Annotated in this window: 25 protein-coding genes; 12 read left to right on the top strand and 13 right to left on the bottom strand. The window is 65.9% G+C overall.

Annotated elements, in window-relative coordinates; translation table 11 throughout:
• Window positions 1-113 precede the first annotated feature (113 nt).
• A complete protein-coding gene (locus A5764_RS16080) occupies window positions 114-482 on the bottom strand; it encodes a hypothetical protein (protein ID WP_082951723.1) in 369 nt (122 codons plus the stop codon).
• A 1118-nt stretch (window positions 483-1600) separates the two neighbouring features.
• Here A5764_RS16080 and A5764_RS16075 point away from each other — a divergent pair.
• Together A5764_RS16075 and A5764_RS28385 are read left to right on the top strand one after the other, a co-directional pair.
• Window positions 1601-2482, top strand: coding sequence for a hypothetical protein (locus tag A5764_RS16075; RefSeq protein ID WP_156664707.1), 882 nt, complete (start codon window positions 1601-1603; stop codon window positions 2480-2482).
• Window positions 2466-3254: a DUF2510 domain-containing protein gene (locus A5764_RS28385; RefSeq protein ID WP_156664706.1), complete on the top strand. Its 789-nt coding sequence runs from the start codon at window positions 2466-2468 to the stop codon at window positions 3252-3254. Before A5764_RS16075 ends, A5764_RS28385 begins: the two co-directional genes overlap by 17 nt.
• Window positions 3255-3352: 98 nt before the next feature.
• On the opposite strand, the gene kasB is transcribed toward A5764_RS28385, so the two are convergent.
• From kasB to A5764_RS16050, 4 genes are all read right to left on the bottom strand, one after another.
• On the bottom strand, window positions 3353-4612 hold the full coding sequence (gene kasB / locus A5764_RS16065; RefSeq protein ID WP_067114492.1) for a 3-oxoacyl-ACP synthase KasB: 1260 nt from the start codon (window positions 4610-4612) through the stop codon (window positions 3353-3355).
• Window positions 4613-4874: 262 nt separating this feature from the next.
• Entirely contained in the window at window positions 4875-5540 is a 666-nt protein-coding gene (locus tag A5764_RS16060; protein ID WP_067114560.1) for a nitroreductase family protein, read from the bottom strand.
• Window positions 5541-5573: 33 nt separating this feature from the next.
• Window positions 5574-6287 carry a 2OG-Fe(II) oxygenase gene (locus A5764_RS16055; protein ID WP_067114491.1) on the bottom strand — a complete coding sequence of 238 codons (714 nt, stop codon included), beginning with the start codon at window positions 6285-6287 and terminating at the stop codon, window positions 5574-5576.
• Complete coding sequence (locus tag A5764_RS16050) at window positions 6287-6799, bottom strand: methylated-DNA--[protein]-cysteine S-methyltransferase (RefSeq protein ID WP_067114490.1); 513 nt, start codon at window positions 6797-6799, stop codon at window positions 6287-6289. The genes A5764_RS16055 and A5764_RS16050 overlap by 1 nt, the downstream gene beginning before the upstream one ends.
• 217 nt (window positions 6800-7016) lie before the next feature.
• On the opposite strand from A5764_RS16050, the gene A5764_RS16045 reads away from it, so the two are divergent.
• On the top strand, window positions 7017-7532 hold the full coding sequence (locus A5764_RS16045) for an RNA polymerase sigma factor (RefSeq protein ID WP_231989722.1): 516 nt from the start codon (window positions 7017-7019) through the stop codon (window positions 7530-7532).
• The gene (locus A5764_RS16040; protein WP_067114489.1) at window positions 7519-8121 is read left to right on the top strand and encodes a methylated-DNA--[protein]-cysteine S-methyltransferase; all 603 of its coding nucleotides are present in this window, start codon (window positions 7519-7521) and stop codon (window positions 8119-8121) included. Before A5764_RS16045 ends, A5764_RS16040 begins: the two co-directional genes overlap by 14 nt.
• A 47-nt stretch (window positions 8122-8168) precedes the next feature.
• Here the strand turns inward: A5764_RS16040 and A5764_RS16035 are convergent, their stop codons facing one another.
• Window positions 8169-9527, bottom strand: a complete 1359-nt coding sequence (locus A5764_RS16035; RefSeq protein ID WP_067114558.1) for an aldehyde dehydrogenase — start codon at window positions 9525-9527, stop codon at window positions 8169-8171.
• A gap of 135 nt (window positions 9528-9662) precedes the next feature.
• Between A5764_RS16035 and A5764_RS16030 the strand changes: the two genes are divergently transcribed.
• The 4 genes from A5764_RS16030 to A5764_RS16015 all read left to right on the top strand — a co-directional run bounded on the left by A5764_RS16030 (window position 9663) and on the right by A5764_RS16015 (window position 14836).
• On the top strand, window positions 9663-10583 hold the full coding sequence (locus A5764_RS16030; RefSeq protein ID WP_067114488.1) for an alpha/beta hydrolase: 921 nt from the start codon (window positions 9663-9665) through the stop codon (window positions 10581-10583).
• Between the two features lie 58 nt (window positions 10584-10641).
• On the top strand, window positions 10642-11250 hold the full coding sequence (locus A5764_RS16025; protein ID WP_067114557.1) for a TetR family transcriptional regulator: 609 nt from the start codon (window positions 10642-10644) through the stop codon (window positions 11248-11250).
• A gap of 254 nt (window positions 11251-11504) precedes the next feature.
• The gene (locus A5764_RS16020) at window positions 11505-11921 is read left to right on the top strand and encodes an MmpS family transport accessory protein (RefSeq protein ID WP_067114556.1); all 417 of its coding nucleotides are present in this window, start codon (window positions 11505-11507) and stop codon (window positions 11919-11921) included.
• Window positions 11918-14836: an RND family transporter gene (locus tag A5764_RS16015; RefSeq protein WP_067114487.1), complete on the top strand. Its 2919-nt coding sequence runs from the start codon at window positions 11918-11920 to the stop codon at window positions 14834-14836. The genes A5764_RS16020 and A5764_RS16015 overlap by 4 nt, the downstream gene beginning before the upstream one ends.
• A gap of 90 nt (window positions 14837-14926) precedes the next feature.
• Here the strand turns inward: A5764_RS16015 and A5764_RS16010 are convergent, their stop codons facing one another.
• From A5764_RS16010 to A5764_RS15990, 5 genes are all read right to left on the bottom strand, one after another.
• Window positions 14927-15709, bottom strand: coding sequence for an SDR family oxidoreductase (locus tag A5764_RS16010; RefSeq protein WP_067114486.1), 783 nt, complete (start codon window positions 15707-15709; stop codon window positions 14927-14929).
• Window positions 15710-15773: 64 nt separating this feature from the next.
• Window positions 15774-16124, bottom strand: coding sequence for a DUF732 domain-containing protein (locus A5764_RS16005; RefSeq protein ID WP_067114485.1), 351 nt, complete (start codon window positions 16122-16124; stop codon window positions 15774-15776).
• Window positions 16125-16301: 177 nt separating this feature from the next.
• Window positions 16302-17177, bottom strand: coding sequence for a hypothetical protein (locus A5764_RS16000; protein ID WP_067114484.1), 876 nt, complete (start codon window positions 17175-17177; stop codon window positions 16302-16304).
• A complete protein-coding gene (locus A5764_RS15995; protein WP_067114483.1) occupies window positions 17174-18430 on the bottom strand; it encodes an acyl-CoA dehydrogenase family protein in 1257 nt (418 codons plus the stop codon). The genes A5764_RS16000 and A5764_RS15995 overlap by 4 nt, the downstream gene beginning before the upstream one ends.
• A 110-nt stretch (window positions 18431-18540) precedes the next feature.
• Entirely contained in the window at window positions 18541-18930 is a 390-nt protein-coding gene (locus tag A5764_RS15990; RefSeq protein ID WP_067114482.1) for a DUF1801 domain-containing protein, read from the bottom strand.
• A 405-nt stretch (window positions 18931-19335) separates the two neighbouring features.
• On the opposite strand from A5764_RS15990, the gene A5764_RS15985 reads away from it, so the two are divergent.
• Both A5764_RS15985 and A5764_RS15980 read left to right on the top strand, forming a co-directional pair.
• Window positions 19336-19866, top strand: coding sequence for a nuclear transport factor 2 family protein (locus A5764_RS15985; RefSeq protein ID WP_067114481.1), 531 nt, complete (start codon window positions 19336-19338; stop codon window positions 19864-19866).
• Between the two features lie 7 nt (window positions 19867-19873).
• Window positions 19874-20959: an NAD(P)-dependent oxidoreductase gene (locus A5764_RS15980; RefSeq protein ID WP_067114480.1), complete on the top strand. Its 1086-nt coding sequence runs from the start codon at window positions 19874-19876 to the stop codon at window positions 20957-20959.
• Here A5764_RS15980 and A5764_RS15975 read toward each other — a convergent pair.
• Together A5764_RS15975 and A5764_RS15970 are read right to left on the bottom strand one after the other, a co-directional pair.
• Window positions 20956-21936, bottom strand: coding sequence for an NAD-dependent epimerase/dehydratase family protein (locus tag A5764_RS15975; RefSeq protein ID WP_067114479.1), 981 nt, complete (start codon window positions 21934-21936; stop codon window positions 20956-20958). The genes A5764_RS15980 and A5764_RS15975 overlap by 4 nt on opposite strands.
• Window positions 21936-22907 (bottom strand): aldo/keto reductase, encoded by a 972-nt coding sequence (locus tag A5764_RS15970; RefSeq protein ID WP_067114478.1) that lies wholly within the window; start codon window positions 22905-22907, stop codon window positions 21936-21938. The genes A5764_RS15975 and A5764_RS15970 overlap by 1 nt, the downstream gene beginning before the upstream one ends.
• Before the next feature lie 33 nt (window positions 22908-22940).
• Here A5764_RS15970 and A5764_RS15965 point away from each other — a divergent pair, with 33 nt between their 5' ends.
• Complete coding sequence (locus A5764_RS15965) at window positions 22941-24302, top strand: acyltransferase (protein WP_067114477.1); 1362 nt, start codon at window positions 22941-22943, stop codon at window positions 24300-24302.
• Window positions 24303-24362: 60 nt separating this feature from the next.
• Window positions 24363-25214 carry a pyridoxamine 5'-phosphate oxidase family protein gene (locus A5764_RS15960; protein WP_067114476.1) on the top strand — a complete coding sequence of 284 codons (852 nt, stop codon included), beginning with the start codon at window positions 24363-24365 and terminating at the stop codon, window positions 25212-25214.
• Window positions 25215-25407 lie beyond the last annotated feature (193 nt).

The following is a 25407-nucleotide window of genomic DNA, read 5'->3' as shown; positions in this document are numbered from 1 at the left end:
TCGGTTAGCGACGGCGCTTACGTCGCCGGGGCGCGGCTTGCCTGCACCACGTCCAGATCGATTTCTCGATCGATGTTCTCTAGAGTCCATGCCCGGAGATGCTCAAATCTCCTCTAGTAGACGGTATCGGTCGTGATATCAGGACCATTGTCACAGTGCACAGTCACCTGCCACGTCGTGTTCAACTTGACGCCCGGGAACCACAGCTGCGCAGGGGGTCCGTTGGGTTCCAAAATGAAGTTGCGAGGTCCGGGCGGAATACCGGGGCCGACCATTGGAAAGGCGTTGTAGGTGCACTGGCCGTAGGTCTGTCCGTCGGACGCGACAAACACCGTTGTGCCCAAGTAGTCGGCGGTGTTCCAGATTGTGCCTTGCGCATGCGCGGTTCCCACACCGACGAAAAGCATTGCCGGTGCCGCTGCGGCGGCGGCCGCACCGAGTGCGGCGGTGATCGACTCTTTGTGGTTCTTTATGATGCTCATGATGTTCTCTTCGGTTCTGGTCGGGCTGATTGCTGCGTTCGAATCCTCCCGAGCCTCCCGAGGCGGCGGATAGCGTAGTCGTCTACTCGACTTGCCGGGCTCAGCGTGCGGGTATCGGGCGATACCGTTTCCGGACTGCCACCGCACCGACGGTCTAAAGCCCTCGCAGGCCAACACACGTCCGCTTCGATCGTGCCGAATCCGAGTAGCCGACTACTCATGACAGGCAACGCGAACGGCGTGATGCTGCCACCGTGGCACCAGTCAGACCCGGTGTGCGGAGACACCGAGAAGCGCCTGATCTAGTCGCTCACCACTCGGTGAGGCGGCGGTCCGATCGCGCGCGGCGCGGTAGCGCAGTGGTCCTGGTGGCGGGATGCGTACTTTCGTTCACGACTTTTGCCGGCGGGGTCGCCCTCGCCGACCCTCCGCCCCCATCCCCTTCTGCCTCCGGCAGTCCTGCACCGTCGCGCAGCGCGCCCGCACCGGCACCCAGTGGCCCCGCGCCATCGCCCAGTAGCCCCGCGCCTTCCCCATACCCGCCCGCGGTTGAGAGACATTTGGACCTCACTCTCTCAACCGCGCGGGGATCCCCGGGAACGACTTTCACCGCCACGGCGACACCAGCGCAGGCGTGTGAACAATTACGCACAGCCGTTGCTGCGTGGCAGATTTCGTTTGTATGGCGCTTCGGCCAAGCGACTCGGAGCGCCGATTCCGGCCCGGTCGCCGTCGCATTCACTGTTCCTGAGGATGCGGCGCCCGGCACGTACCAATTGACCGCATCGTGTGAAGGATTTACCGACGTCAAGGGCTCAGCCACCTTCACCGTTACCGAAAAGCCCAGCCTGACGCTCAACCCTGAATCGGGCGCGCCTGGTGCGCAAGTCACCGCTTCAGCCAAGAATTTCGACGCCTGCACCGGAGGCGGATCGAATGTGTCGCAGACGATGAACTGGCGCTGGGACGGTGGCCCGCTGCCGACTCGTATTGCTGGAGGCGATGTTTCAACGGTCACCTTCGAGGTGCCGGATAACGCCTCGCCGTCCGATGCGCACATCGTGACGGCGTCGTGCGGAGGCGCAACCGCTTCGGCCCCGTTCAGGGTCCAACCAACCGTGACGCCCAACCTGAAGCTCGGCGAGGGGCAGGGGACGCCTGGCTCACAGGTGACCGCGTCCGGCACTGGATTCGCCTGCAGCGACGACCGCGTGACACTGCTGTGGGACGGCAAAACGCCACTGGCCGACGGCCCTTCGGACATGTTCTCGATACCGCTGACGGTTCCCCCGGACGCGTCGATAGGCCAGCACACGGTGGTGGCATCGTGCCGCAACCACCCCGACATCACCGCCAGTCAGCCCTTCAGGGTCACCGAAGACACCGTCGGAGTTGCTGTGCCTGCCGCCATCGTGCTGACGCCGGCCCGAGGATTACGCGGAGACCACGTGCATGTCACCGGCGATCGCTTTGACTGCGCCGACTCTAGAATTGTGCAGCTGTTGTGGGACGACCAACCGCTCGCCAAGTCGTCCACCGACGCGTCGGGGCACCTCGACACCTATATTGTCGTTCCGGCCAACGCGCAGGTGAGCAGCCACATCGTGGGTGCCTCCTGTGCGACCGGGTCGACGATCGCAACCGTCGGCTTCACCGTCATCGCGACCGGCCCCGTCCCGTCGACGATTCCGGAGACAACCCCGCCGCCACCACCTCCGCCGCCATCACAGCCACAACAGAAGTCGTGGGGAATTGCAGGCTGGCTGGTGTTGGCAACCCTCGGCGTCCTGGGCGTCATGGCTTACCGCCACTGGCGCAAGCCGCGACCGGCACCGACGCCGCACGTCTACGCGACCGTCTCGCCTACCAGCCGCCTTGCGCTCGTGTCCACCGTGGAGACGCCCGCGCAGGGTGAGGTCACCCACGCCCTAAGACTGCAAGTCCAGGCCGATCCCGGTACTCAAACGATCAGCGAGGTGCACAGTGGCGACACCACTTGATGAGACGACTAAACCGCTCACTGCGACCGCAACCGTGCGAGACCTCCTCTTCGATGAGGGCCCTGGCGAACCGGTGGTCGCCCTGGCTCAGCTGATGAGTGAGTACGGCACGAATATTGGCCTTTGCCCGCAGAGTCTCATCGGCGCTGCCAGGCACGAAATCGCCAGCGCGACGTCAGGATTCATGTCCGCCAACTTGGCCGACGTCGCTGCGGCAGGATGGAAGAAGTACGACGCGCTCAAAAACGCCGCCCGCCGTACCCGCGACGACCCGCACGCCAAAGAACTTATTGCGCTGACAACACACAAGATCGCCTCCAGCCACCATCCCCACGTCGACTTGTACGTTGACGACAAACGTCTCGCGACCATTGAGATTGGGCTGGAAATCGCCTTGAACATCACCGGGGTGATCGCCGCGGTACAGCAGGGCCGGCTGACAGAAATCCAGTCCGGAAGTTGCACGCTCACCGGATCGCTTGCCGTCCAGGAGATCGAAATGATCAAGAGGCAACGCAAATTCGATCTCTACGGCGCGTTCCGACTGGGTCATGGTGTGCCGCTACTCGAGCCAGCGCCCACCAACGGCGACGTCGAACCCGTCGTCATTCGCAAAGCCGAACCACCGCCGACGCCCGCAACCTGGCACCCCGATCCAACGCGGCGATTCGAGTGCCGTTGGTGGGACGGAACACGCTGGACCCAACACGTCTCCACCAACGGTCACAGGATGTCCGATCCTCTTGTCAGTGCTCCCGATTCGGATCCTTAGATGACGGGCACAGCCCTGCGCCACTGAGAAAGATACCTGCGCCGCAAGACGTCAGGTTTACGAATCCCGCTGTGGCGCAGGAACTGTCGGCCAGGCGCTCAGTAACGGCCGAAGGCCATGGCGACGTTGTGCCCGCCGAATCCGAACGAGTTGTTGATCGCGTAGCGGTAGTCACCGGGGCGCGGTTTGCCTGCCACCACATCCAGATCGATTTCTGGGTCGAGATTTTGCAGGTTCAGTGTCGGGGGCACCACCTGGTTGCGCAACGCCAGCACGGTCAGGATCGACTCCACCGCGCCGACCGCGCCCACCGAGTGGCCCAGCGCGGCCTTGGGGGCGTAGACGGCCGCGTTGCCGCCGTGGGGGCCCAGCGCGTTGTTGATCGCTTTGCCTTCGGCCAGGTCACCCACCGAGGTGCCGGTGGCGTGGGCGTTGACATGGCCGATATCGCCCGGGGTCAGCCCGGCCAGCTGGATGGCGCGGCTCATGGCGTGTCCGGCGCGCTCACCGTTGGGATCCGGGGCCACCATGTGGTAGCCGTCGGAGGTGATGCTGGCCCCCATCAGCCGCGCCAGGATGTTCGCGCCGCGGGCCTTGGCGTGCTCTTCGGTCTCGATCACCATCAGCGCGCCGGCCTCACCGAACACGAACCCGGTGCGGTCCTTGTCGAACGGCCGACAGGCACCTTCGGGGTCGTCGTTCTTAGTCGACATCACGATGCGCATCTGAGCGAACGCCGCGATCGCGACCGCCTCGATCTTGACCTCGACGCCCCCGCAGATGGCGATGTCGGCCTCACCGAACACGACGTTGCGCCACGCCTGGGCGATGCCCTCCGAACCCGACGCGCACGCCGACACCGGCGTGAGCACGCCGGCCCTCGCGTGCCTCTCCAGCCCGACCGCCGCGGCGGCACCGTTGGGCATGTACTTCTGCACAGCAAGCGGAGAGACCGCCTTCATCCCACGCGCGCGCAGATCGTCGTAGCTGAAGACGATTTGCTCGGCCGACCCTAGGCCGGTGCCGATGGAGACCATCAGGCGGTTGGGATCGACCTCGGGCGAGCCGGCGTTCTCCCACACCCGGCGGCTCAAAATGGTGGACATCCGCTGCAGGTAGCCCATCCGGTGCCGCTCGGCGCGTGTTAATCCGTCGTCGAATTCCTCCAGCAGGTGCCCGCCGATACGGACCGGAAGGTCATAGTGATCGACGAACGAATCGTCGAGGGTGCGGATGCCGCTCTGGCCATCCAGCAACAGCTTCCAGGTGGTCTCCGCATCGGTCGCCAGTGCGGTCGACATGGCAATGCCGGTGACAACGACATTCGGGAGCGTCTTCCCGGTAACCAGCTCTGTCATGGGTCTACGGCCGTTCCTTCCGTGCTTTACGAGCGCCCGAACGCGGGCACGCCCGCGTGCCCCCAAAAGGCGAACGCAACCGCGAAACGTAGCGGTGATAGGAACAATATTCCATAGCTCGTCGCGGGCCTGGTTTTCCCTCGCCGAGCGCTTGCCCTCATGGGCCGGTAGCCGACAATATTTCGTCACGTGGCGATTCGTGGCGTCTCTCCTTCGCGGCGCTACGGCGGCCGTCCGGATGCGATCACCTTTGCCGGCCGCGCTAGCCGCTGAAAGGTGCCCCGTCGAAGCGCTCGGACGTGGCGAACTCGGCGACCGCCCGTCGGCGCAGCTTCGTCACCTGGCGCACGGGTTTGCCGAGCGGCACCACCGCCGCGATGGCGTACGGGTCGGGCACACCAAGCAGCTCTTTGACGTGTGGCTCCTGCGCCACCACCATCGTGGTCAACACGCCGCCGTAGCCTTCATTGCGCGCGGCCAGTAGGACGTTCCACACGAACGGGTACACCGAGGCTCCCGAGACCACCGACAAGCGATCCAGGTCTTGATCGATGGCGGCGACGACGCCGAGGTCCAGGCAGATGACCAACACCACCGGCGCTTCCCGAAACGGAGCGGACATCCCGGCGGGCGGCTCGGTTTCCTCGATGGTCGACCCGTCCATGCCCGGCGGCCGCAACGGGTTCCACGGCGCCTCACCGTAGGCGACCTGCGCGGTGTACCGGCGGGCACCGGGAAGTGCGAGGTCCGCCAGGGTTGACCGGGTTTCCTTGTCGCGCACGACAATAACGCGCACACCCTGGCGATTGCCGCCGGTCGGCGCGAAGCGGGCGTTGTCGAGGATCCGGGCAATGACGTCATCGGGAAGCGGGTCGTCGGTGAATTCGCGCACGGCGGGGGTGGACCGCATGACGTCGTAGAGCTCCATGGACACCATGGTGCCGCACCACGTGAAACCGCTTTAGGCGGCGTCGTGAAAGATCAGGCCTAGGGTGTAGCGCTGGCCGGAACGCACGACGGAGACCCCGTGGCGCACCGGGGCGGCCGACCATCCCCGGGTCGAGCGGACCGGCCGTTCCCGCGTGGTGAAGACGTAGCCGTGTCCCTGCGGGAGCGTGGTGGCCGTACCGCGCGACTGCGCTCGGGGCCGTTGCTCGACGAGCAGGAATTCGCCGCCGGTGTGCGTCGCGCCCGGTTCGCTGAGGTTGATCACGACCTGCAGGGGAAACACCAAGTCCCCGTAGAGGTCTCGGTGCAGGGCGTTCCAGTCGCCCGGCCCATACTTCAGCATCAGGGCGGTGGGTTTGGTCTGGCCGGCGCGATGGCACAGCTCGAGCCACTCATCGAGGCTGTCGGGCCAGGGAGGATCGCGGCGCAGCTTGGTCCACCAGTCGCGGGCGATCGTCAGTAACCGAGGGTAAAGCGCGTGCTTCAGCTCCTCGATGGGCCGCGGATAGGGCCTGGTGAAATAGCGGTATTCGCCTTGCCCGTAGCGATGGCGGGCCATGTCGACGGTGGCACGAAACAAGCCGTCGTCGGAGTAGAGATCACGCAACGTTGCGCACTCGGCGGCCGTGAGCAGCCGCGGAAGCAGCGCCCCGCCAACATCATTCATGTCGGCGGTGATTATGTCCCAGTCCGCAGCGTTCACGAGCCGGTCCCATTTCGACGCCATCAGAACAGTCTGCCCGCCGCGGCGGGCATCGGCGCTTCCAGATCAAGGAGAAATCGTTTGCGCTTCAGGCCCCCCGCGTAACCGGTTAGCGCGCCGCGCTTTCCGACGACGCGGTGACAGGGGACGACGATGCTGAGTGGGTTGCGCCCCACCGCCTGCCCGACTTCGTACGCGGTGGTGCCGTCGGCCAGTTTCGCGGCGAGATCCCCGTAGGTGGTGACCTCACCGTAGGGAATCTCCCCCAACAGGTCCCAGATGCGGCGCTGCCCCGGCTCGCCGATCAGGGCAATGGGCACATCGAAGCGCGTGCGCTCTCCGATCAGGTACTCGTGCAGCTGCCCACCCGCGTGACGCAACAGCGCGTCGCTGACCGGTTCGACGTATCGGCCCAATCGCTCAACCGTGGGCCTATGCCAGTGGTGCCTGAAATACACGCCCGTCAGGGCGTCGCCGTCGGCGGTCAGCGTCAGGTTCCCGAGTGGGCCATCGACCACCGTGTGTCGTGTTGGCATCGTTGCACCTCCTTTCCCGGTAAACGATCGGCGGGCGGCAAGCGTGAGATCCAATTTTGAGTAGTTCTGCTCAGGGGTTCCGGGTAGTAGTGCGCGGGTTTGACCGTCGCGTCTGCGCTTCTCACATTCCACGACGCGCTGGCGTCTTCCCGGTGAGGGTCGTTTACCTTCTGGAAAGGAACTCGAATGCCAACCCGAGCGTATCGATGACGTCACAGTGATTGTCGACAAACACGTCAAACCGCCGTTTGAGGCCGTCGTGACACACCACGGCGCCACGGTGTGGCGGGTGGTTCGCGCCGTGGTCGGCCACGCGGATGCCGATGACGCCTGGTCGGACACGTTCCTGGCCGCGTTGAAGGCCTATCCGCAACTGCCGGCCGACGCCAACATCGAAGCGTGGCTGGTGACGATCGCGCACCGCAAAGCCATCGACGTCACCCGCGCGGCGTCACGACGGGCCGTCCCGGTCGCCGATCCACCCGATGCCGCCGCACCCGCGCGCGCCGATGCCCACGATCTGGACCTGGACGCCGCCGTGGGCGCGCTGCCACCCAAGCAGCGCCAGGCCGTGGCCTACCACTATCTGGCCGGCCTGCCCTATGCCGAGATCGCGGTGATTCTCCAGAGCAGCGTTGCCGCCGCGCGGCGCGCCGCGGCCGACGGGATCGCCACCCTCCGACGCACCTACCCCGTAGCGACAGCAGAAGGAATCACCGATGACCACACCTGACCTCACCCGGCACTTCCCCGTCGGCCAGGATCGCCTCCAGCACCTGCACGCCCGGCTGGAGAGAGATGCCCTAGCCGGCGACCTCCTCGACATCGGATACCGCACAGTCGATTCCGTTGTCGGCCCGCTGCTATTGGCAGCCACCGCCGCCGGGCTGCTGCGAGTGGCGTTCGGCAACGAGGACCACGACACCGTGCTGCAGAACCTCTCGGAGCGCATCAGCCCGCGGGTGCTCGAAGCGCCCACCCGGCTGGATCCGATCGTGCGACAGCTCGACGAATACTTCGCCGGCCGGCGCCGGCGCTTTGACGTCGCTCTGGATTGGTCGCTGTCGCAAGGGTTTCGACGCACCGTGCTGGAACAGCTCAACGCCGGCGTCGGCTACGGGGCGACCGCCAGCTATGCCACGCTGGCGCGACTGTCCGGCTCTCCCAAGGCCGTGCGCTCCGTCGGAACCGCCTGCGCCACCAACCCGATCCCGATCTTCGTGCCGTGCCATCGGGTAGTCCGTTCCGATGGGACCGCGGGCGCCTACCGCGGCGGCCCCGCCGCTAAGCGCGTCCTGCTCGACCTCGAGCGCGCGTCGTGAGCGGGGCGGCGCCATGGTTCGCGAAAGTCCAACTGGCAACGTGTTTCTCAAGCTCCGGCATCGCGTGACGGCAGGGGCGATAAGTGCACCACCTTCGTCGCGGTCATCTCGTCGAGCAGCTCGGGGCCGAAGCCGAAGCCGGTGCCGCTGGCCCTGCGGGGCTCGGATGCCCCGCCGGGGGCACCGCCGAACACGCTGTTGATCTTCACGGTGCCGACCGGGAGGCTGCGCCAGGCCTCCTGTGCGTGCGCCATGTCGCCGGTCAGCACGGTCGCGGCGAGGCCGTAGCGGTCCTCGGCGGCCTCGACCAGGGCCTCGTCGAAGTCGCGCACCATGCGCACCGGCGCGATCGGACCGAACGTTTCCTCGCGCATCACCAGCATGTCAGGCGTGCAGTCAGTCAGCACCGTCGGCGGATAGAACGAGCCCGGTCCCGGGCGGGGTTCGCCGCCGGCCAGCACGTGGGCACCACACCGCCTCGCGTCCTCGACATGGGCGTGCACATGCTCGCGGTGGCGCTCGTCGACCAGCGGTCCGATCCGATCGGCTCGCGACGTCGCCTCGTCGACCAGCGCGTCGACGAATGCCTCGGCGATCGCCCGCACGACGTACACGCGTTCCACCGACACGCAGATCTGTCCCGCGTTGGCGAAGGCGCCCAGCGCGACCTGGCCTGCCGCCCACCGCGGGTCCACGTCGGCGTCCACGATCAGCGCATCGTTGCCGCCGTTTTCCAGCAGCGCCTTGGCGCCGCGTTCCGCACAGGCGCGCGCGATCGCGCGACCGGTCGCGCTGCTGCCGACGTGCGCGACCACGTCGACGCGCTCCGACTCGGCCAATCGGGCGCCGACCGTCCCGTCGCCGTCGACGATCTCCAGCACGCCGTCGGGCAACCGGGCGGCCAGCAGCTCGGCGAACCGCCGGCCCGTCTGCGGACAGCGCTCACTGGGCTTGTGGACCACCGTGTTTCCGGTCACGAGCGCCGCGCCGAGCAGCCCGGCGGCCACCGCAACGGGATCGTTCCACGGCGTCAGTATCGCGACCACGCCACGCGGCTGGGGAACCATCAGATCCGTGGCCGACCAGCCGCCCTGCAGGGTGTGCCCACGGTGCAGCGGGCCCAGCTGCGCGTACTGCAACAGGGTGCCGACTCCCGCGTCCACGCCACCACGGGCGTCGTCACGCAGTTTTCCCGTCTCCCGCTCGTTCAGTTCGGCGAGTTCTTCGGCCGCGGCGCGGACATCGTCCGCGGCGGCGGCGATGGCGGCGGCCCGTTCGGCCGGCGCGGTGCGGGCCCAGCCGTCGGCGGTGTCCGCGGCGCGCCGGATCGCCTCGTCACAGTCCGACGGCTCGGCGATGGGCACGCGCGTCACGGCGTCGCCGGTGCGGGGGTCAAGGACGCTGATGATCTTGGTCAGGGACGAAGGCACGACCCCGTTTACCCTCTTCAGGGTCGGTCCAATCCGTCCCCAGAATCCCTTCGACAGCGTTCGGGTCCTGTATGGTCGGCGTGGGCCGGCGCACAGACCAGGAAGCACGCCATGGCAAGGGCATTCGCCGACAACACCTTCACCTCAGGGCAGGTGCTGGATCCCGGGCTGCGCAAGGTGGCCCGATTCCTGCCCCGCGGATACGCCCTACATCGCGGCTACCGGGTCCAGCGCACGCTGATGAACCTCATGGGCAACGCCGGCCGGCTCCGCAACGTCCCGGTTGCCGCGGTCAACGAGCACGTCACCGTTCGACTGCATCGCCCGGCCGGCCTCCCCCAACGCGCGCCCGCGATGTTGTGGATCCACGGCGGCGGCACGATCATGGGTCACGCCGCCCAGGACGACAAGTTCCTGCGCAAGCTTTCCTTTCTCACCGGTGTCGCGGTGGCGGCGGTCGACCACCGGCTGGCACCCGAGCACCCCTACCCGATCCCGGTCGAGGACTGTTATGCGGCGCTGCGGTGGCTAACGGACCAGCCGTGGGTGGACCCCGGTCGAGTGGCGGTCGGCGGGGCAAGTGCCGGTGGGCATTTCGCGGCGACGGTGGCCCAGCGGGCTCACGATCGCGAAATCGACCTCGCCTTCCAGATGCTCGTGTATCCGATGCTCGATGATCGCACCGGCGCGAACAGCGACGGCCGCAAACGAATCATGTGGACCGACAGCGATAATCAGCTCGCGTGGCGGTGGTACCTGAACGGGGCGGATCCGCAGGAGGCCGCGCCGGCGCGCCGGGAAGATCTGGCCGGGCTGGCCCCCGCGTGGATCGGCGTCGGGACGCTGGACCTGTTCCATCACGAGTGCCTCGAATACGCGCGGCGCCTCCGCGAGGCCGGCGTCCCCGTGCACGAGGAGATCGTTCCCGGAGCCTTCCACGCGTTCGACCAGATCGTGGACAAGGCACCGATTTCGGTGAAGTTCTTCGCCAGTCAATGCACCCACCTGCGGGACGCGCTCGCCTCGCCGTGAACGCCCAGCTCCGACCAAGTTCACTGCAAAGTTTGCGTTACGTGCAACGATGAATGCCATGATGAAGCAGATGGGTCTTCGCGAGCGGCGTCGCCGGCAGACGAGCGCGGACATTCGCGACGCCGCGGTGCGCCTGGCGCAGGAACGCGGCTTCGACAAGGTGACCATCGATGCGATCTGTGTCGAGGCGGGAGTCTCGACCCGCACGTTCTTCAACTACTTCCCCACCAAGGAGTCCGCGATCGCCTACGGTCCCTCGGACCTACCGGCCGACCTGGCCGAGGATTTCGTCGCGGCCGGGCCCGCCCCGTACCGCGTGGTGCTGGCGGAACTGATCACCCTGGCGGCCCACCACCTGCGCGACACGCCTCCGCGGCGCGAACAAGCCGCCGGGATGCTGGAACTCGCCAAAAGCAGCCCCGCGGTGCTGGCGGCCTTCCTGGCCGAGCTGGAGCGGTTCCAGAACCAGTTGACCCACATCGTTGCCCGCCGCCAAGCGATGCGGCCCGATGACGAGATACCTGAGTTGATCGCCGCGCTGGCGTTGACGGCCGTGCGCTCCGGCATCGAACGCTGGGCAAGTGACGAGCCGAAGGATGCCGACGACACGCCGATGCCCTACGTCGAGAGCGCCGCCGCACTGGTCAACAGCATCTTCACCAGGTAGCCCAGCTAAACAGTTAGCTAGATCACCTTTTTGCATTGACTGCAATCTATGCAGCCGGTGTATTATGCTCTGGTGGCACAGCGCGGGGGTCCGGCGATGCTTGGGCGGGTTTTGCAGCGTCCGGCGCCCGGACGTGTGCGCATAGCAGCGGTCTCCGAAATCCATTGGGGGACAAAGTGATTGCTTTGACCACCTGCACAAGGCCCGTTGAGCGATGACGAAAGGAATCCACGCAGGTGCAGCTCTCCAAGGTCATGCGCAATGCGTGGTTGCCGCTGTTGATCGTCGCGGTTGTGGTGATCGGCGGCGTCACCGTCGCGCGGGTCAAGTCGTTCTTCGTCGCCGAGAACGCCGCGCCCTTGACGAGTTCGCGGCTGGATGACTCCAAACCGTTCAAGCCCAAGGTCGTCAAGTACGAAATTTTCGGCTCGGCCAGCCATGCCAACGTCAACTACTTGGACCTGTCCGCCGACCCGAAGCGGGTCGACAACGCGCCACTGCCCTGGACGTTGGTCCTCAGCACCACCGCGCCCTCGGTCTTTCCCAACCTCTCGGCGCAAAGCGACGGTAACCGCCTCGGTTGCCGCATCACCATCGACGACGAAGTCAAGGACGAGAACATAACCAACGGCGTGCATGCCCTGACCTTTTGCTTGGTGAAATCCGCATGAGCACAAGCTCTGAACACGAGGACGACGCCCGCACCGACGCCCTCCCCATCGCCAAACACGCCGCAAGGCCGGCGATCCCGCGGCTCATCCGCACCTTTGCGGTGCCGATCGTCATCGGTTGGATCGCGATCATCGCGGTGCTCAACACCATCGTCCCGCAGCTGGACACGGTCGGGCAGATGCGCTCGGTCTCGATGAGCCCCGACGACGCCCAATCGGTCATCGCAACACGGCACGTGGGTGAGGTATTCGGCGAGTACAAGTCCAACAGCTCGGTGATGATCGTGTTGGAGGGCCAAAACCCGCTCGGCGCCGACGCCCATGCCTACTACGACCAGATCGTCAAAAAGCTCGACGCCGATACCAAACACGTCGAACACGTCCAGGACATGTGGAGCGATCCACTGAGTGGGGCCGGCGTCCAAAGCAACGACGGCAAGGCCGCCTACGTCCAGGTCTACCTCGCCGGTAACCAGGGCGAGGCGCTGGCCAACGAATCGGTCGAGTCAGTCCAAAAGATCGTCAAGAGCATGCCGCCACCCAACGGGGTGAAGGCCTATGTCACGGGTCCCGCAGCGCTGGCGGCCGATCAGCACGTCGCCGGCGACCGCAGCCTGCAGGTGATCACCGCCGCCACGTTCGTGGTGATCATCGCGATGCTGCTCATGGTTTATCGGTCGATCATCACGGTGCTGCTGACGCTGGGGATGGTCGTGCTCGAACTTTCGGCCGCCCGCGGCGCGGTCGCTTTCCTCGGCTACTACAACATCATCGGCCTCTCCACGTTCGCGACGAGCCTGTTGGTCACGCTGGCGATCGCGGCAGCGACCGACTATGCGATCTTCCTGATAGGCCGATATCAGGAAGCCCGGGCGGTGGGCGAGTCCCGAGAAGACGCCTACTACACCATGTTTGGGGGCACCGCACACGTGGTGCTCGGGTCGGGCATGACGATCGCCGGCGCGACGTTCTGCCTGCACTTCACCAACCTGCCGTATTTCCAGACGCTGGGCATCCCGCTGGCCGTCGGCATGGTGGTCGTGGTGGGTGCAGCGTTGACGCTTGGCCCCGCGGTGATCTCGGTGGCGTCGCGGTTCCGTTCGATACTCGAGCCCAGACGCGCGCAGCGCATCCGCGGCTGGCGCAAGATCGGTGCCGCCGTCGTCCGGTGGCCCGGCCCCATCCTGATCGTGACGATCGCGATCGCGCTCGTCGGCCTGCTGACCCTGCCCGGGTACCGGACCAATTACAACGACCGCAGGTACCTGCCCGCCGATCTGCCGGCGAACGAGGGCTACGCGGCCGCCGACCGGCACTTCTCCAAGGCGCGGATGAATCCCGAGCTTTTGATGATCGAAAGTGACCACGATCTACGCAATTCGGCCGACTTCCTGGTCATCGACAAGGTCGCCAAGGCGATCTTCCGGGTGCCCGGAATCTCGCGCGTGCAGGCCATCACCCGTCCGCAGGGCACGCCGATCGAGCACACCTCGATCCCCTTCCAGATCAGCATGCAGGGCGTCAGCCAGCAGATGACTCAGAAGTACCAGCAGGATCAGATGGCCGACATGCTCAAGCAGGCCGACATGATGCAGACGACCATCGAGAGCATGGAAAAGATGCAGAGCATCACCGTCCAAATGGCCGACACCATGCACATCATGGTGAAGAAGATGCACGAGATGACCATCGATATCGACGAATTGCGGCAGCACATGGCCGATTTCGAAGACTTCTTCCGGCCCATCCGCAGCTACTTCTATTGGGAGAAGCACTGCTACGACATCCCGGTGTGCTGGTCGCTGCGGTCCGTGTTCGACGCCCTCGACGGCATCGACACGATGACCGACGACATCCAGAGCCTGCTGCCCGTCATGGATCACCTCGACACGCTGATGCCTCAGATGGTGGCGTTGATGCCCTCGATGATCGAAAACATGAAGGACATGAAAACGACGATGCTGACGATGTATTCGACCCAAAAGGGCCTGCAGGATCAGCAGAACGAGTCGCAGAAGAACTCGAGCGCCATGGGCAAGGCGTTCGACGCGTCGAAGAACGACGACTCGTTCTACCTGCCCCCGGAAACCTTCAACAACCCCGAGTTCAAGAAGGGCATGAAGAACTTCCTGCCGGCCGACGGTCATGCGGTGCGGTTCATCATCAGCCACGACGGCGATCCGATGACGCCCGAAGGCATTTCGCATATCGATGCGATCAAGAAGGCGACCTACGAAGCCCTCAAGGGCACGCCGCTGGAGGGGTCCACGATCTACCTCGGGGGCACCGCGGCCACCTACAAGGACATGCAGGACGGCAGCAACTATGACTTGTTGATCGCCGGAATCGCTTCCCTCTGCTTGATTTTCATCATCATGCTGATCATCACGCGAAGCGTCGTGGCCTCAGCGGTCATTGTGGGCACCGTCTTGATCTCGCTGGGCGCGTCTTTCGGGCTCTCCGTGCTCATCTGGCAGCACATCATCGGCATCGAGCTGCACTGGATGGTCCTGGCGATGTCGGTCATCATCCTGCTGGCCGTCGGCGCCGACTACAACCTGCTCCTGGTCTCCCGGTTCAAAGAGGAGATACACGCGGGCCTGAACACCGGCATCATCCGGGCGATGGGCGGCACCGGATCGGTGGTCACCTCGGCCGGGCTGGTGTTCGCCTTCACGATGATGACGATGGCGGTCAGCGAGCTGACCGTGATCGGCCAGGTGGGCACCACCATTGGCCTGGGCCTTCTTTTCGACACCCTGATCGTGCGGTCGCTGATGACCCCGTCGATCGCCGCGCTTCTGGGCAAGTGGTTCTGGTGGCCGCAACGCGTCCGGCAACGCCCGATGCCATCGCCGTGGCCCGCGCCGGCCGAGGAACGTGAGGCGGTGGGGGCGGCGCCGGGACCGCGTTGATCCTGCGCTCGGCGTCGAGCCTGCGCCTGGGGTGTGGTTTCAGCCCGGGCCTACGCGCTGACCGCAGTATCGATGTACGTGTGCCAGCGGCTAGGTGACCCACTCGGGCTGCTGGTCGACGTCGACGGCGGAGAAGTCCTTGTGCGCAAGCCCGGCGGTGGTGCCGCCGTCCACGACGAACTCCGCGCCGGTCGAGTAGCTGGACTCGTCGCTGGCCAGATACACGACCAGGTTGGACACCTCGTGGGGTTCGGCGGCCCGGCCCAACGCGCTTTGGAAGATGTCTTCGGGCACCCAGCTGGTCATCGGCGTCTTGATGAGCCCCGGGTGGATCGAGTTCACCCGGATCCCGCTCGGACCGAGTTCCAGCGCCGCCGACTTCGTCAACCCTCGGACGCCGAATTTGGTTGCGGTATAACCGTGGCAGGCGATGGTTCCGGCCATCCCCTCGATGGAGGAGATGTTGATGATCGATCCCCGTCCCGCCTCCTTCATCGGTTTGACCACGGCACGGATACCGAGAAACACCCCGGTCAGGTTGATGTCGAGGATGCGGTGCCACTCGGAGAGCGCATAGTCCTCCAGGGTGCCGATGTTGATGATGCCGGCGTTGTTCACCAGCACATCGACGCCGCCGAACTCGGCGAGGGCGGCCGCCACGGCCGCGTCCCATTCCTCCGGTTTGGTGACGTCGAGGTGCACGTAGCGGGCCGAGTCGCCGACCTCGGCCGCCACCGCCTTTCCTTCGTCATCGAGGATGTCGCCGAACACGACCTTGGCCCCCTCGGCCACCATCGTCCGCACGTGCGACGCGCCCATCCCCCGCGCACCGCCACTGACCAACGCGACCTTGCCCGCCAACCGTTCCGCCACCGCTTATCTCCCGTCGTGCCCGTGAGTCGTTAGCACGATACCCGGTTTGCGGGCGACGACGCCCTTACTTGCTGCTGGTTGGCTTGGTGGCGGGATGGTGTGACGGGCAGTAATCCGCGGTGGCCGCGGCGACGAACATCTGGGCCTGGCCCGGGTTCAGTCGGTGCGCACCCGTCAGCTGGTCCACCTCGTCCTTCTCGGTGTAACCCGCGTCGAGATCCTGGCACATCACGTGCGCCGCCTTCACGGTCAAACCGGGGCTGCCAAGGTTGACGCCGTGCGATTGCAGGAAGGTGGTGAAGTCCTGGTCGGTTTGGTCGGCATGGGCGGCGGCCGTCGGCAACAGCATGGCGGCCAGTAGCGCACCGAGCGCACACGCCGATGCCCTCTTGGTGAAGTCGCGCTGCTTCGTCATCTCTCCCCCATCAGGTTCGATCCGTCTTATCGCTTCGGATTCACATGCTGGCGCCATGCTAAACGAAGAAAGGCTTCCGATATCGATAGTTTCCGATATTGACGGTTTCTAACGTCACCGATCCTGCGGCTTCCCCGTCGTCGTCAACGACCGCGACACGAGAAGTCAACCTGCCGTTTACGTTTGGTTTCCCACGATGTCGAAGATCGCCGCGGCGGACGTGATGGCCTTGCCTGCGTTTCCCTCGTCGTGCAGGAGCATGCGCACGCCGACGCGTCCGGACCCACCGGCGTGCGCGCTGCCCTCCACCCGGAAGGGGCCGACCTTGCCGCGTGACATGAACATGACGTGCCAGCTGATCACCTGCAGCTTGCGGGTCCCCGCGACGGCCGCGGCGAGGTCGGTGGCCGCGGTCTCGAGGACTACGTGCTGGGGTCCGATGTGCAGCGCGGCGTCCGGTGAGGCGAGTTCGGCGCTGAGCGCCGGTAGCACCCAATGACCGTCGGAGCGCTTGCTGGCACCGAAGGCTTGCCACAGCGGTGGCAGCTCCGCGGAGTCCTCGATCACCAGCTCCGTGCCCGAAACGTCCATCCTGTCCAGGCCTTCCGGCGGAACACCGATGATCGCGCCCTGCCCCTCGTTGAACGCGATCACCCGGTCCGGATTGTCGGCGTCGACGATCTTGCACCGCCCGTAGCCCATGGTGCGGCCCTGGTGCACGATGCCCGAGCCGACGATCTCGATCCTGGTGACGTCGTAGCCGGGGTCGACGATCTGCACCGAGGCGATGACCGGGTTGGGCACCGCGACCATGTCGGTCTGGCAGCCCTCCGGGGACGCGATGGCCAACGGCGCCACCATGATTCCGCCCGCTTCGTTGCGCATGTCGCGGCGGATGGTGACGGTGTCGTCGGCCTCACCGAGGTTCATCGAAGAGTGCTTGCGGCCGATGTAGCGGTAACTGAGCAGCCCGGTCCAGCGCCGGAACAGTTCGTCCCGGTAGGCCTCGGCGTCTCGAGCCAACGCCCGGATGTCACGCAGCTTTTCGTTCACTTCCGGCCATCTTCCTCGGCTTTGTTTCGCCGCACCTGATTGAACGGCACGCCCCGGTCGGCGGCGTACTCGCGGGGAAAGTTCAAGACCCGCTCGCCGATCACGTTGCGCGCCATCTCGGTTGTGCCGCCACCGATGCTGGCGATCTGACGGCCCAGATACCGCGTGCCGACGTCGAGCAGCCCCGCCTCGTCCCCGACCACCGCCACCGGACCGGCGATGGCGTGCGCGGTATCGGTCTCGACGTCGTGGACCTCCGCCATGTCCAGCCGGATGATCGAGCCCGCCGCGGGCGGGAGCGATCCGTTGGCTACCGCGTGGAAGACGTGCTCGCTGAGCTGCCCGTGCACCGCGCGGTGGACCAGGGCGCGGCCGACCATCTCGCGGACGCGTTCGTTCGCCCCCTGCCGCGTGCTGTCCACCAACATCATCAGGTCAATCGAAATATCCTGTGCTTCAGCGATTCCCGGTCCGCTGGTGTACTCCGAGCCGTCGCCCATGGTGCGGCGCTCGTGGTAGAGCTGTCGGGACGCGACGTCCCAGCCCTTGCCCGGTTCCCCGACGACGGCGTCGTCACCCACGTCGACGTCGTCGAAGAATTCTTCGCAGAACTCGACCGAGCCGTTGACCTGCCGGATGCGGTTGATCGTCACCCCGGGGTGTCGAAGCGGCAATAGGAACATGGTCAGGCCGTTGTGTTTGGGCGCGTCCCAGTCCGTTCGGGCCAGGCACAGTCCGTAGTCGGCGGCGAACGCCCAGGTGCTCCATGTCTTGGCGCCGTTGATGATCCATCGACCGTCCCGGCGGTCGGCGCGAGTGATCACTCCGGCGAGGTCCGAGCCGCCATTGGGTTCGGACAAGAGCTGCACGAGCACTTCGTCGCCCCGCAGCGCGGCCCGAATGTGGCGGCGTTTCTGTTCCTCGCTGCCCATGTCCAGGATCGTCGCGCAGCAAATGGCGAAGGACGGGACGTTGAGGAGCAGCGGGGTCTCGTAGGCTTGCGCCTCGGCGTCGAACGCCTTCTTGTACTCGTAGCCCAGGCCGAGCCCCCCGTACTCCGCGGGAAAGCAGATCCCGGCGAATCCGCCTTCGTACAACCTCTTTTGCAGTTCCCGGGCACGCCGCCAGGACGCGATTTGGTCGCGCTCGAGGGGCATGGCATCCGCGGAGTCGAGCCGCGGCAGGTTCTCGGCCAACCACGCCCTGGCCCGATTGCGGAACTCTGCCACGGTCTCAGCCGACTGGGCGGTCACCGGCGACCTCGAATTCCCCTGCGCGTCATCGCCGATAGCCTCGCTGTCGAGAGTCGAACTCGTGCTGGGCGACTGTACAGCACCGCTGGTCGACTGTACAGGCCGGCGGACTAGGACAGGTTCATCTTCACCGCGGCGCGAATGAGCGACTTGAACGCCTTCTCGTCGATTTTGTCGCCCTCGTGGAAGTCGATGGCCCGCCTGGTGTTGCCCTCGAGGCTGGAGTTGAACAGACCCGACGGATCGTCCAGCGAGGCGCCCTTCGCGAAGGTCACCTTGACCACGCTCTGGTACGTCTCACCGGTGCAAATCATCCCGTCGTGATACCACACCGGGACTCCGCGCCACTTCCATTCTTCGACCACGTCGGGATCGGCCTGCTTGATCAATGTCCTGATGCTCGCGAGCATTTCACCGCGCCAGTCGCCCAGCTCCTGGATCCTGGCGTCTATCAGCTGCGACGGAGATTGCCCCGCCTTCTCTTCCTTGCCTTTAGTCATCCGCCTCCTCTGCCTTTCCACTCGACCATAGCGACGCACGGAACGATCCCGGCGCCGCCGGCAGCATCGGCGGTAAGTAATCTGCCATCGACCCGCATCGGGGCGTCCAACCGCCGCTGCATGCCACGGCGACCAAGGCGTCCATGACCGGCACACACCGAGCGGGATGGCCCACGTCGTGCCTGATCAAAGCTGTACGACATGCGCTTCGTCGAGGGTCCGATTCCCGGCCCGATGACCCACGACGCCCCACCGAGCCCGTCGTCGACGACGAGGCTGTGGGTGCGCTGCCGGCCACCACGCACCAGATCGTCTACTTCAAGGGGTGACGGGTTACAGTTTTGGCGTGCAGTGTCACGCCTGGCGTATCCCGTATGGACGCCGACCGACGAGAATCGAGCGGTGATGTCGGAGCCCACGCATGAGCTGGTCGCTCATGACCACACCAGCGCACCGCTGGCCATCGAGACCATCAAGCAGCTCAAAGCCCGCTACTGCCGGTACCTCGACACCAAGGACTGGGCGGCCTGGCGAGCGCTCTTCACCGACGATTTCCTTAGCGACACGTCCGAGGCCGGCGGCAAGCTGATCATTGGCGCCGACGACTTTGTCGCGTTCACCCGCCGAGGAATCGGGCGGCCCGCCCAGGCAACTGCTCATCAGGTGCACGCGCCCGAAATCGAGCTGACGTCGCCGACCACGGCGCGCGGCGTGTGGGCTCTGCAAGACGTCGTCCGGTTCGGGCCCGGCGTGACCCTGGTCGGCTACGGCCACTACCACGAGACTTACGAGAACGTCGCCGGCCAGTGGCTTATCAAGAGCTCCAAGCTAACCCGGCTGCGCGAGGACATCGTCACCCCGGTGTTCTCGCTGTACATCTCCGAGCGTATCCGGCGGGTGGCCACCAAGCTCGCCACCCGGCTACTGGAGCGGTGAGGCATCGATGACCGTAGACACCATTCTGGTCACCGGCGCGTTCGGCCAGGTCGGCAGGCGATGCACGCAGCTCCTGCTCGACCGCGGACGAACCGTCATCGCGATGGACCTGCGCAACGACAAAACCGCTGCCGCGCAAAAAGAACTGCACTCCGAACGGCTCATTCCCGCCTACATCGATCTGTTGGATGCCGATGCGGTGCGCGATGTTGTCGTGACCCATCGGCCCGACGCGATCATCCATCTGGCCGCGATCGTCTCGCCGCCGTCGTACCGCAACCCCGGCCTGGCCAGGCGCGTGAACGTGGGCGGCACCGAAAACCTGCTGTCCGCCGCGTCGGAACTGCCTCGCCCGCCGCTTTTCCTGCTGGCATCGAGCGCCGCGGTCTACGGGTCGCGCAACCCGTACCGCCTCCCCGAGCGGATCACCCCGGAAACCCCCGTGCGGCCCATCGATCAGTACGGCGAGGACAAAGTGCTCGCCGAAGCGGCGATCCGCGCCAGCGGCTTGCCGTGTGCGCTGTTCCGACTGGGTGGGATCATCTCGCCGGACACTCAGGCAAGCCTCAACGGCGACTACCTGCTGCTGATGCGCTCGATGCCCGGCGACAACCGCATCCACGCGGTGGACGCGCGTGACGTGGCGCTGGCGTTCGCCAACGCCGTCGACCGCGAGGCCACAATCGCCGGCAAGGCCCTGCTCATCGGCGGAAACGAAACGTACGTGAAGCTGCAACGCGACCTCGAGGACGACATGATGGCCGGCATCGGCATCGGTCGCCTCGGCCCGTCAGCGAGCCTGCCCGGCGACCCCAGCGACGATCGCGGCTGGAGTTTCACGGGGTGGTTCGACACCACCGAATCGCAGGCACTGCTGGACTTTCAAGAGCACGACTGGAACGAGACCGTGGCCTGGATCGCGGAATCCGCCCACCTGCGCCCCGTCCTGCGCGCACTGGGCCCGCTGTTGCGACCGATCATGCGCACCGCCCTCAGGCTGCAGCGCCGGCTAGAAGGACGCGGCCCCTACGCCGATCCGTGGACCCTGATCGAAAAGAAGTACGGCCCGGCGGCGCTGGCCGCCGCGGACTAGCTTCGCGACGCGAAGAAGACGGCCGCCTTCCGGATCGAGTCTTCGACGGGTTGCGGCGTCCACCCGAGCTCGCGTTCGGCCTTGCCGTGGTCGAGCGGCGACATCAGCTCGGCCATGCGGATTCCGGCGTAGGCGAAGGGCAGGTCGCGGCGCAGCACACGTGCCATCAGGTCGTTGACCCGCGCGCCGGCGCGCAACACCGGCATCGGGATGCCGATCCGCGGTGGCCGCCTGCCCACGGCGGTGGCGGCGATCTCGTGCAGTTCGCGGACGCTCAGGTACCTGTCGGAGACGATGTAGCGCTCGCCGCTTCGGCCGCGCTCCGCCGCGAGAAGCATTGCCCTGGCGGCATCCTCGATGCCCACGACCTCGGACGAGTAGTCGAAGTAGAACGGGAAACGCCCGGCGGCCACCAGGGCGACCAGGGAGCCGTGCGGTGTCGGCGCCCAGTCGCCCGGGCCATAGGTGGTGGAGATGCACAGTGCGACGGCGGGCAACCCCTTGTCCCGCGCGTACGACAGCAGCATGTTCTCGGCGGCCACTCGCGCCTTGATATAGGCGCCGCCCTCATCCCAGTTGTGCGGATCGTCCTCGGTGACCGCACGGCCCTCGCTGATCGCGAGAGTGCCTGTGGTGCTGGTAAACACGAACTTCTTCAGGTCGGCGTCGACGGCGGCATCGAGGACGTGCCGCAACCCTTCTACGTTTGTTCGAAACAGCGGAGCCGGGTCACGCAGCCACATCCGGGCATCGACGACGCAGTAGTACACGACGTCACAACCGGCCATGGCCGCCCGCAACGCGGCGTCGTCAAAGACGTCCCCATAGCAGCGTTCGACATCGAGGTCGTCGATCCCCTTGGTGGAACTGGTACGGCGCAACATGACTCGCACGTCCGCGCCGGATGCGGCGAGCTTCCGCGTGACGTGTGATCCCAGGAAACCGCTGGCCCCGATCACCAGCTTCTTGGCAACCACTACCGGTCGATCCAACCCATTTGCGCCGCGGCGTGGTGGCCCCCGACGGGCGGGGTGAGCCGGTCGAGCCGCGCCAGCTGCTCGGCGGTGAGCTCGATGGCGTCGGCGGCGACGTTCTCCTCGAGGCGAGTGACCCGCTTGGTGCCCGGAATTGGCACGATGCCGGGGCCTTTGGCCAACAACCAGGCCAATGCGACCTGAGCCTGGGTGGCGCCGATCTCGGCAGCGATGTCGCGCAGCTCGTCGGCGCTCTCGAGGTTGTGCTGGAAGTTCTCGTCGAAGAAGCGCGGGTTGGTCTTGCGGTAGTCGCTGTCGGGAAGCTCGCCGGTGGAGCGGATTGCGCCGGCGAGAAAGCCACGGCCCAGCGGTGAGTATGCGACGAACCCGATCTCGAGCTCACGCAGCACATCGAGCACTCCGTCTTCGGGATCGCGGGTCCACAGCGAGTATTCGGACTGCACCGCGGTGACGGGATGCACGGCCTGGGCCCGGCGAATCGTGTTCACGCCGACTTCCGAAAGACCGATGTGCCGGATCTTCCCGGCGGCAACCAGCTCGGCCAGCGCCCCGATCGTCTCCTCAATAGGGGTCTGACGGTCGAGGCGGTGTTGGAAGTAGAGGTCGATGTGGTCGGTGGCCAGCCGTCGCAGGGAGCCGTCGACGGCGATGCGGATGTTTTCGGGGCTGCTGTCGAGGCCGTCTCGGCCGGTGTGGGAGATCAGGCCGAACTTGGTGGCCAGCACCACTTGGTCTCGCCGGCCCTGCAGGGCGCGTCCGACGAGCTCTTCGTTGACGTAGGGCCCATAGACCTCGGCGGTGTCGATCAGCGTGACGCCGAGTTCGATCGCGCGGTGAATCGTGCGGATGGATTCGGCGTCGTCGCTGCCGGCACCGGCGTAGGCAACGGACATGCCCATCGCGCCCAGTCCTAGACGTCCAACTTCGAGTTCGGCGAGATGAGCCTGTTTCATGGGGTCATTGTGCGCCAGACGACTTCGGGCCCCATGCCGGGTACCGTTGCGCTCGTGCATGACACCGCGCCACCGGTCCGCAATCTGGCGGTCGACTTCTATCGCGTATCCGGTGTCATCCTCATCGTGCTGGGCCATTGGCTGGCCGGATCGGTGACCTATCACGACGGATCTTTCGGTCGGCAGAACCCGCTCGTCGACCTGCCCTGGACACAGTGGCTTACCTGGATATTCCAGGCGGTTCCGGTGTTCTTCCTGGCGGCCGGCTACGCCGGCGCGGTGTCGTGGGCGCATCGACGCGACGTCGGAGGCTTCTCCCGCGAAGTCTGGCTTCGGCATCGACTGGCCCGGGTGCTCGGGCCGACCGCGGTGTACATCGCGCTGGTATCGGCAACCGTTGTGGTTCTCATCGCCTGCGGCGTGCCCGGCTCGATCTTGGAATACGCGGGTTGGGCGGTCGCGATGCACCTGTGGTTCCTCGCCGTTTACCTGGTGGTCGTGTCGTTGACGCCGATTGCTGTTGCGGCACAACGCCGTTGGGGTCTTTTGGTACCATGCCTACTGGCGGTAGCGGTCGCGGTATTGGACGCCGCCACGATCGTCGGCCACGTGCCCTACGTCGGTTGGCTGAATTACTTCCTGTGCTGGGGCGCGCTCTACCAGCTTGGAATCGCTTGGCAGGCTGGGCTATTGGCCGGGTTCAGGGCCGCGCTGCTGGCGGCCGGCTCGGGGACCGCGCTGGCGCTGTTGATCTGGCTGGGACGGTATCCGGTCAGCATGATCGGCGTTCCCGGTCAAGCGGTGCAGAACACCACGCCACCTACCGTGGCGATGCTGGCCTTCGCGTGCGCGCAAGCCGGATTGGTAATAGCGCTGGCGCCCGCGCTCAACCGCATGCTGCGCGCCGGCGTCATCAAGCGGGCGTTGTCCGTGGCCAACAACAACGTGATGGCCCTTTACCTGTGGCACATGATTCCCGTCGTGATCGTCGCCATCGTCGCCTACCCGGCGGGCCTGCTGCCGCAACCGCCGGAGGGAACGGGCGTCTGGTGGCTGGCCCGGCTTGAATGGGTTGTGGTCCTCAGCCTGGTGACAGCGGCCGAGCTGGTGCTGTTGTGGTGGCAACGGCGCGTCTTCGCAGCACCGTTGCCGATGGTCGGGCTACCCCTCACGGATCGCTGGGGCGAAGTGGTCATGCTGACCGGTGCCGCGATGGCGTCGGCGACCCTGCACTTTTTCGCCTATGCCGGCTTCGCGCCCGACGGGCACTTCCCCTGGGCGACGGCGGCAGATTTCGCCGCCGGGTCGGCACTGGTGGCGCTTCGTCCCACCAAGGTCGGCCAGCGCTCGAATGAAGCCGCGCGCGTCGGTTTGGGTGGACGTCCGATCAGCTAGGAAGGTTTGCTGCGGCGGCATTGTTGCAACTGTCTGTGCAGTCAGATAGCGGGCTCTGAAATGACGGCAACGGGATTTCACGAGGGCGAGATCGCTACACAGCGCCGAGCCGGCGTCGAAGCCGACGCCAAGCGGCTCGAGACAATGCTCGCCTCGACCAGGTTTTCCGCGGGCACCACAAGATTTCTCGCGTCACAGCGGTTCGCCGCCCTGACCGGACGCGACGGCGACGGCGCCCTGTGGGTATCGCCGTTGACGGGCCCACCGGGGCTCCTGCGTGCGCAAGACGACGTCTTGCGGGTGTCGGCCGTGCCCCGCGACGGAGATCCGCTGCACGGGATGCCCATCGGCCAACAGGTCGGACTAATCTCCGTCGACTTCGCCGCGCGCCGCAGACTACGGATCAACGGCACGCTCGTCGGGAGCGACGACGCGGGAATGACCGTGCGCGTCGACCAGTCATACGGAAATTGCCCGAAATACATTCACCCCCGCGGCATCAACGTCCGTGCGTTCGAGGCGCCTAAGTCGACGCGCGCGAAACGCGCGACAATGCTGGACCGGACCGATCAGGCGATGATCAGAGCGTCTGACACCTTCTTTCTGGGCACAACCCACCCCACCCGCGGCAGCGACGCTTCCCACCGGGGAGGTCCGGCCGGGTTTGTCCGGGTCGACTCTCCCAGCCGGCTGTGGTGGCCGGATTATCCGGGAAACAACATGTTCAACAGCTTTGGCAACCTGGCGGTCGACGATGAGGCCGCTTTGCTGTTCATCGATTTCGTTACCGGTGCCACTTTGCACCTGGCTGGGACCGCGCGGGTGCGATGGACAGAATCGGGTGCGTCCGGCGACGACGGCGGCGTGGGACGCAGCGTCGAATTCTCGGTTGGCGCGGTCGTCGCGCTGTAGACGCTGTCGGCGGCATTCGGTGCGCATGTGGCCAAAGGCACAGTTACATGCCCCCGCTGTGTTGGGTAGGCTCACCTAACTTCGACTAGGAAGGCTTAACGTGGCGGTTGGGTGGCCGATTGTTCCGCACGCCGATGCGTCCCGGCGCGCTTGGATTCCATGCCCGAACTGCGGCTGGGGCCGCAATAGGTGT

Source organism: Mycobacterium sp. 852002-51057_SCH5723018, from assembly GCF_001667035.1.
Classification (GTDB): Bacteria; Actinomycetota; Actinomycetes; order Mycobacteriales; family Mycobacteriaceae; genus Mycobacterium.
This window is presented reverse-complemented; position numbering and strand designations above follow the sequence as displayed.

Bases quoted from the DNA above. Each gene is read 5' to 3' on its own strand.
- kasB (WP_067114492.1), bottom strand. From the start codon at position 4,612: ATGACAGAGCTGGTTACCGGGAAGACGCTCCCGAATGTCGTTGTCACC.
- A5764_RS15990 (WP_067114482.1), bottom strand. From the start codon at position 18,930: ATGACTAAAGGCAAGGAAGAGAAGGCGGGGCAATCTCCGTCGCAGCTG.
- A5764_RS16060 (WP_067114560.1), bottom strand. From the start codon at position 5,540: ATGGAGCTCTACGACGTCATGCGGTCCACCCCCGCCGTGCGCGAATTC.
- A5764_RS16015 (WP_067114487.1), top strand. From the start codon at position 11,918: ATGAGCACAAGCTCTGAACACGAGGACGACGCCCGCACCGACGCCCTC.
- A5764_RS16055 (WP_067114491.1), bottom strand. From the start codon at position 6,287: ATGGCGTCGAAATGGGACCGGCTCGTGAACGCTGCGGACTGGGACATA.
- A5764_RS16080 (WP_082951723.1), bottom strand. From the start codon at position 482: ATGAGCATCATAAAGAACCACAAAGAGTCGATCACCGCCGCACTCGGT.
- A5764_RS16025 (WP_067114557.1), top strand. From the start codon at position 10,642: ATGATGAAGCAGATGGGTCTTCGCGAGCGGCGTCGCCGGCAGACGAGC.
- A5764_RS16020 (WP_067114556.1), top strand. From the start codon at position 11,505: ATGCGCAATGCGTGGTTGCCGCTGTTGATCGTCGCGGTTGTGGTGATC.
- A5764_RS15985 (WP_067114481.1), top strand. From the start codon at position 19,336: ATGTCGGAGCCCACGCATGAGCTGGTCGCTCATGACCACACCAGCGCA.
- A5764_RS15980 (WP_067114480.1), top strand. From the start codon at position 19,874: ATGACCGTAGACACCATTCTGGTCACCGGCGCGTTCGGCCAGGTCGGC.
- A5764_RS16040 (WP_067114489.1), top strand. From the start codon at position 7,519: ATGACCACACCTGACCTCACCCGGCACTTCCCCGTCGGCCAGGATCGC.
- A5764_RS15965 (WP_067114477.1), top strand. From the start codon at position 22,941: ATGCCGGGTACCGTTGCGCTCGTGCATGACACCGCGCCACCGGTCCGC.
- A5764_RS15970 (WP_067114478.1), bottom strand. From the start codon at position 22,907: ATGAAACAGGCTCATCTCGCCGAACTCGAAGTTGGACGTCTAGGACTG.
- A5764_RS16050 (WP_067114490.1), bottom strand. From the start codon at position 6,799: ATGCCAACACGACACACGGTGGTCGATGGCCCACTCGGGAACCTGACG.
- A5764_RS16005 (WP_067114485.1), bottom strand. From the start codon at position 16,124: ATGACGAAGCAGCGCGACTTCACCAAGAGGGCATCGGCGTGTGCGCTC.
- A5764_RS15960 (WP_067114476.1), top strand. From the start codon at position 24,363: ATGACGGCAACGGGATTTCACGAGGGCGAGATCGCTACACAGCGCCGA.
- A5764_RS16030 (WP_067114488.1), top strand. From the start codon at position 9,663: ATGGCAAGGGCATTCGCCGACAACACCTTCACCTCAGGGCAGGTGCTG.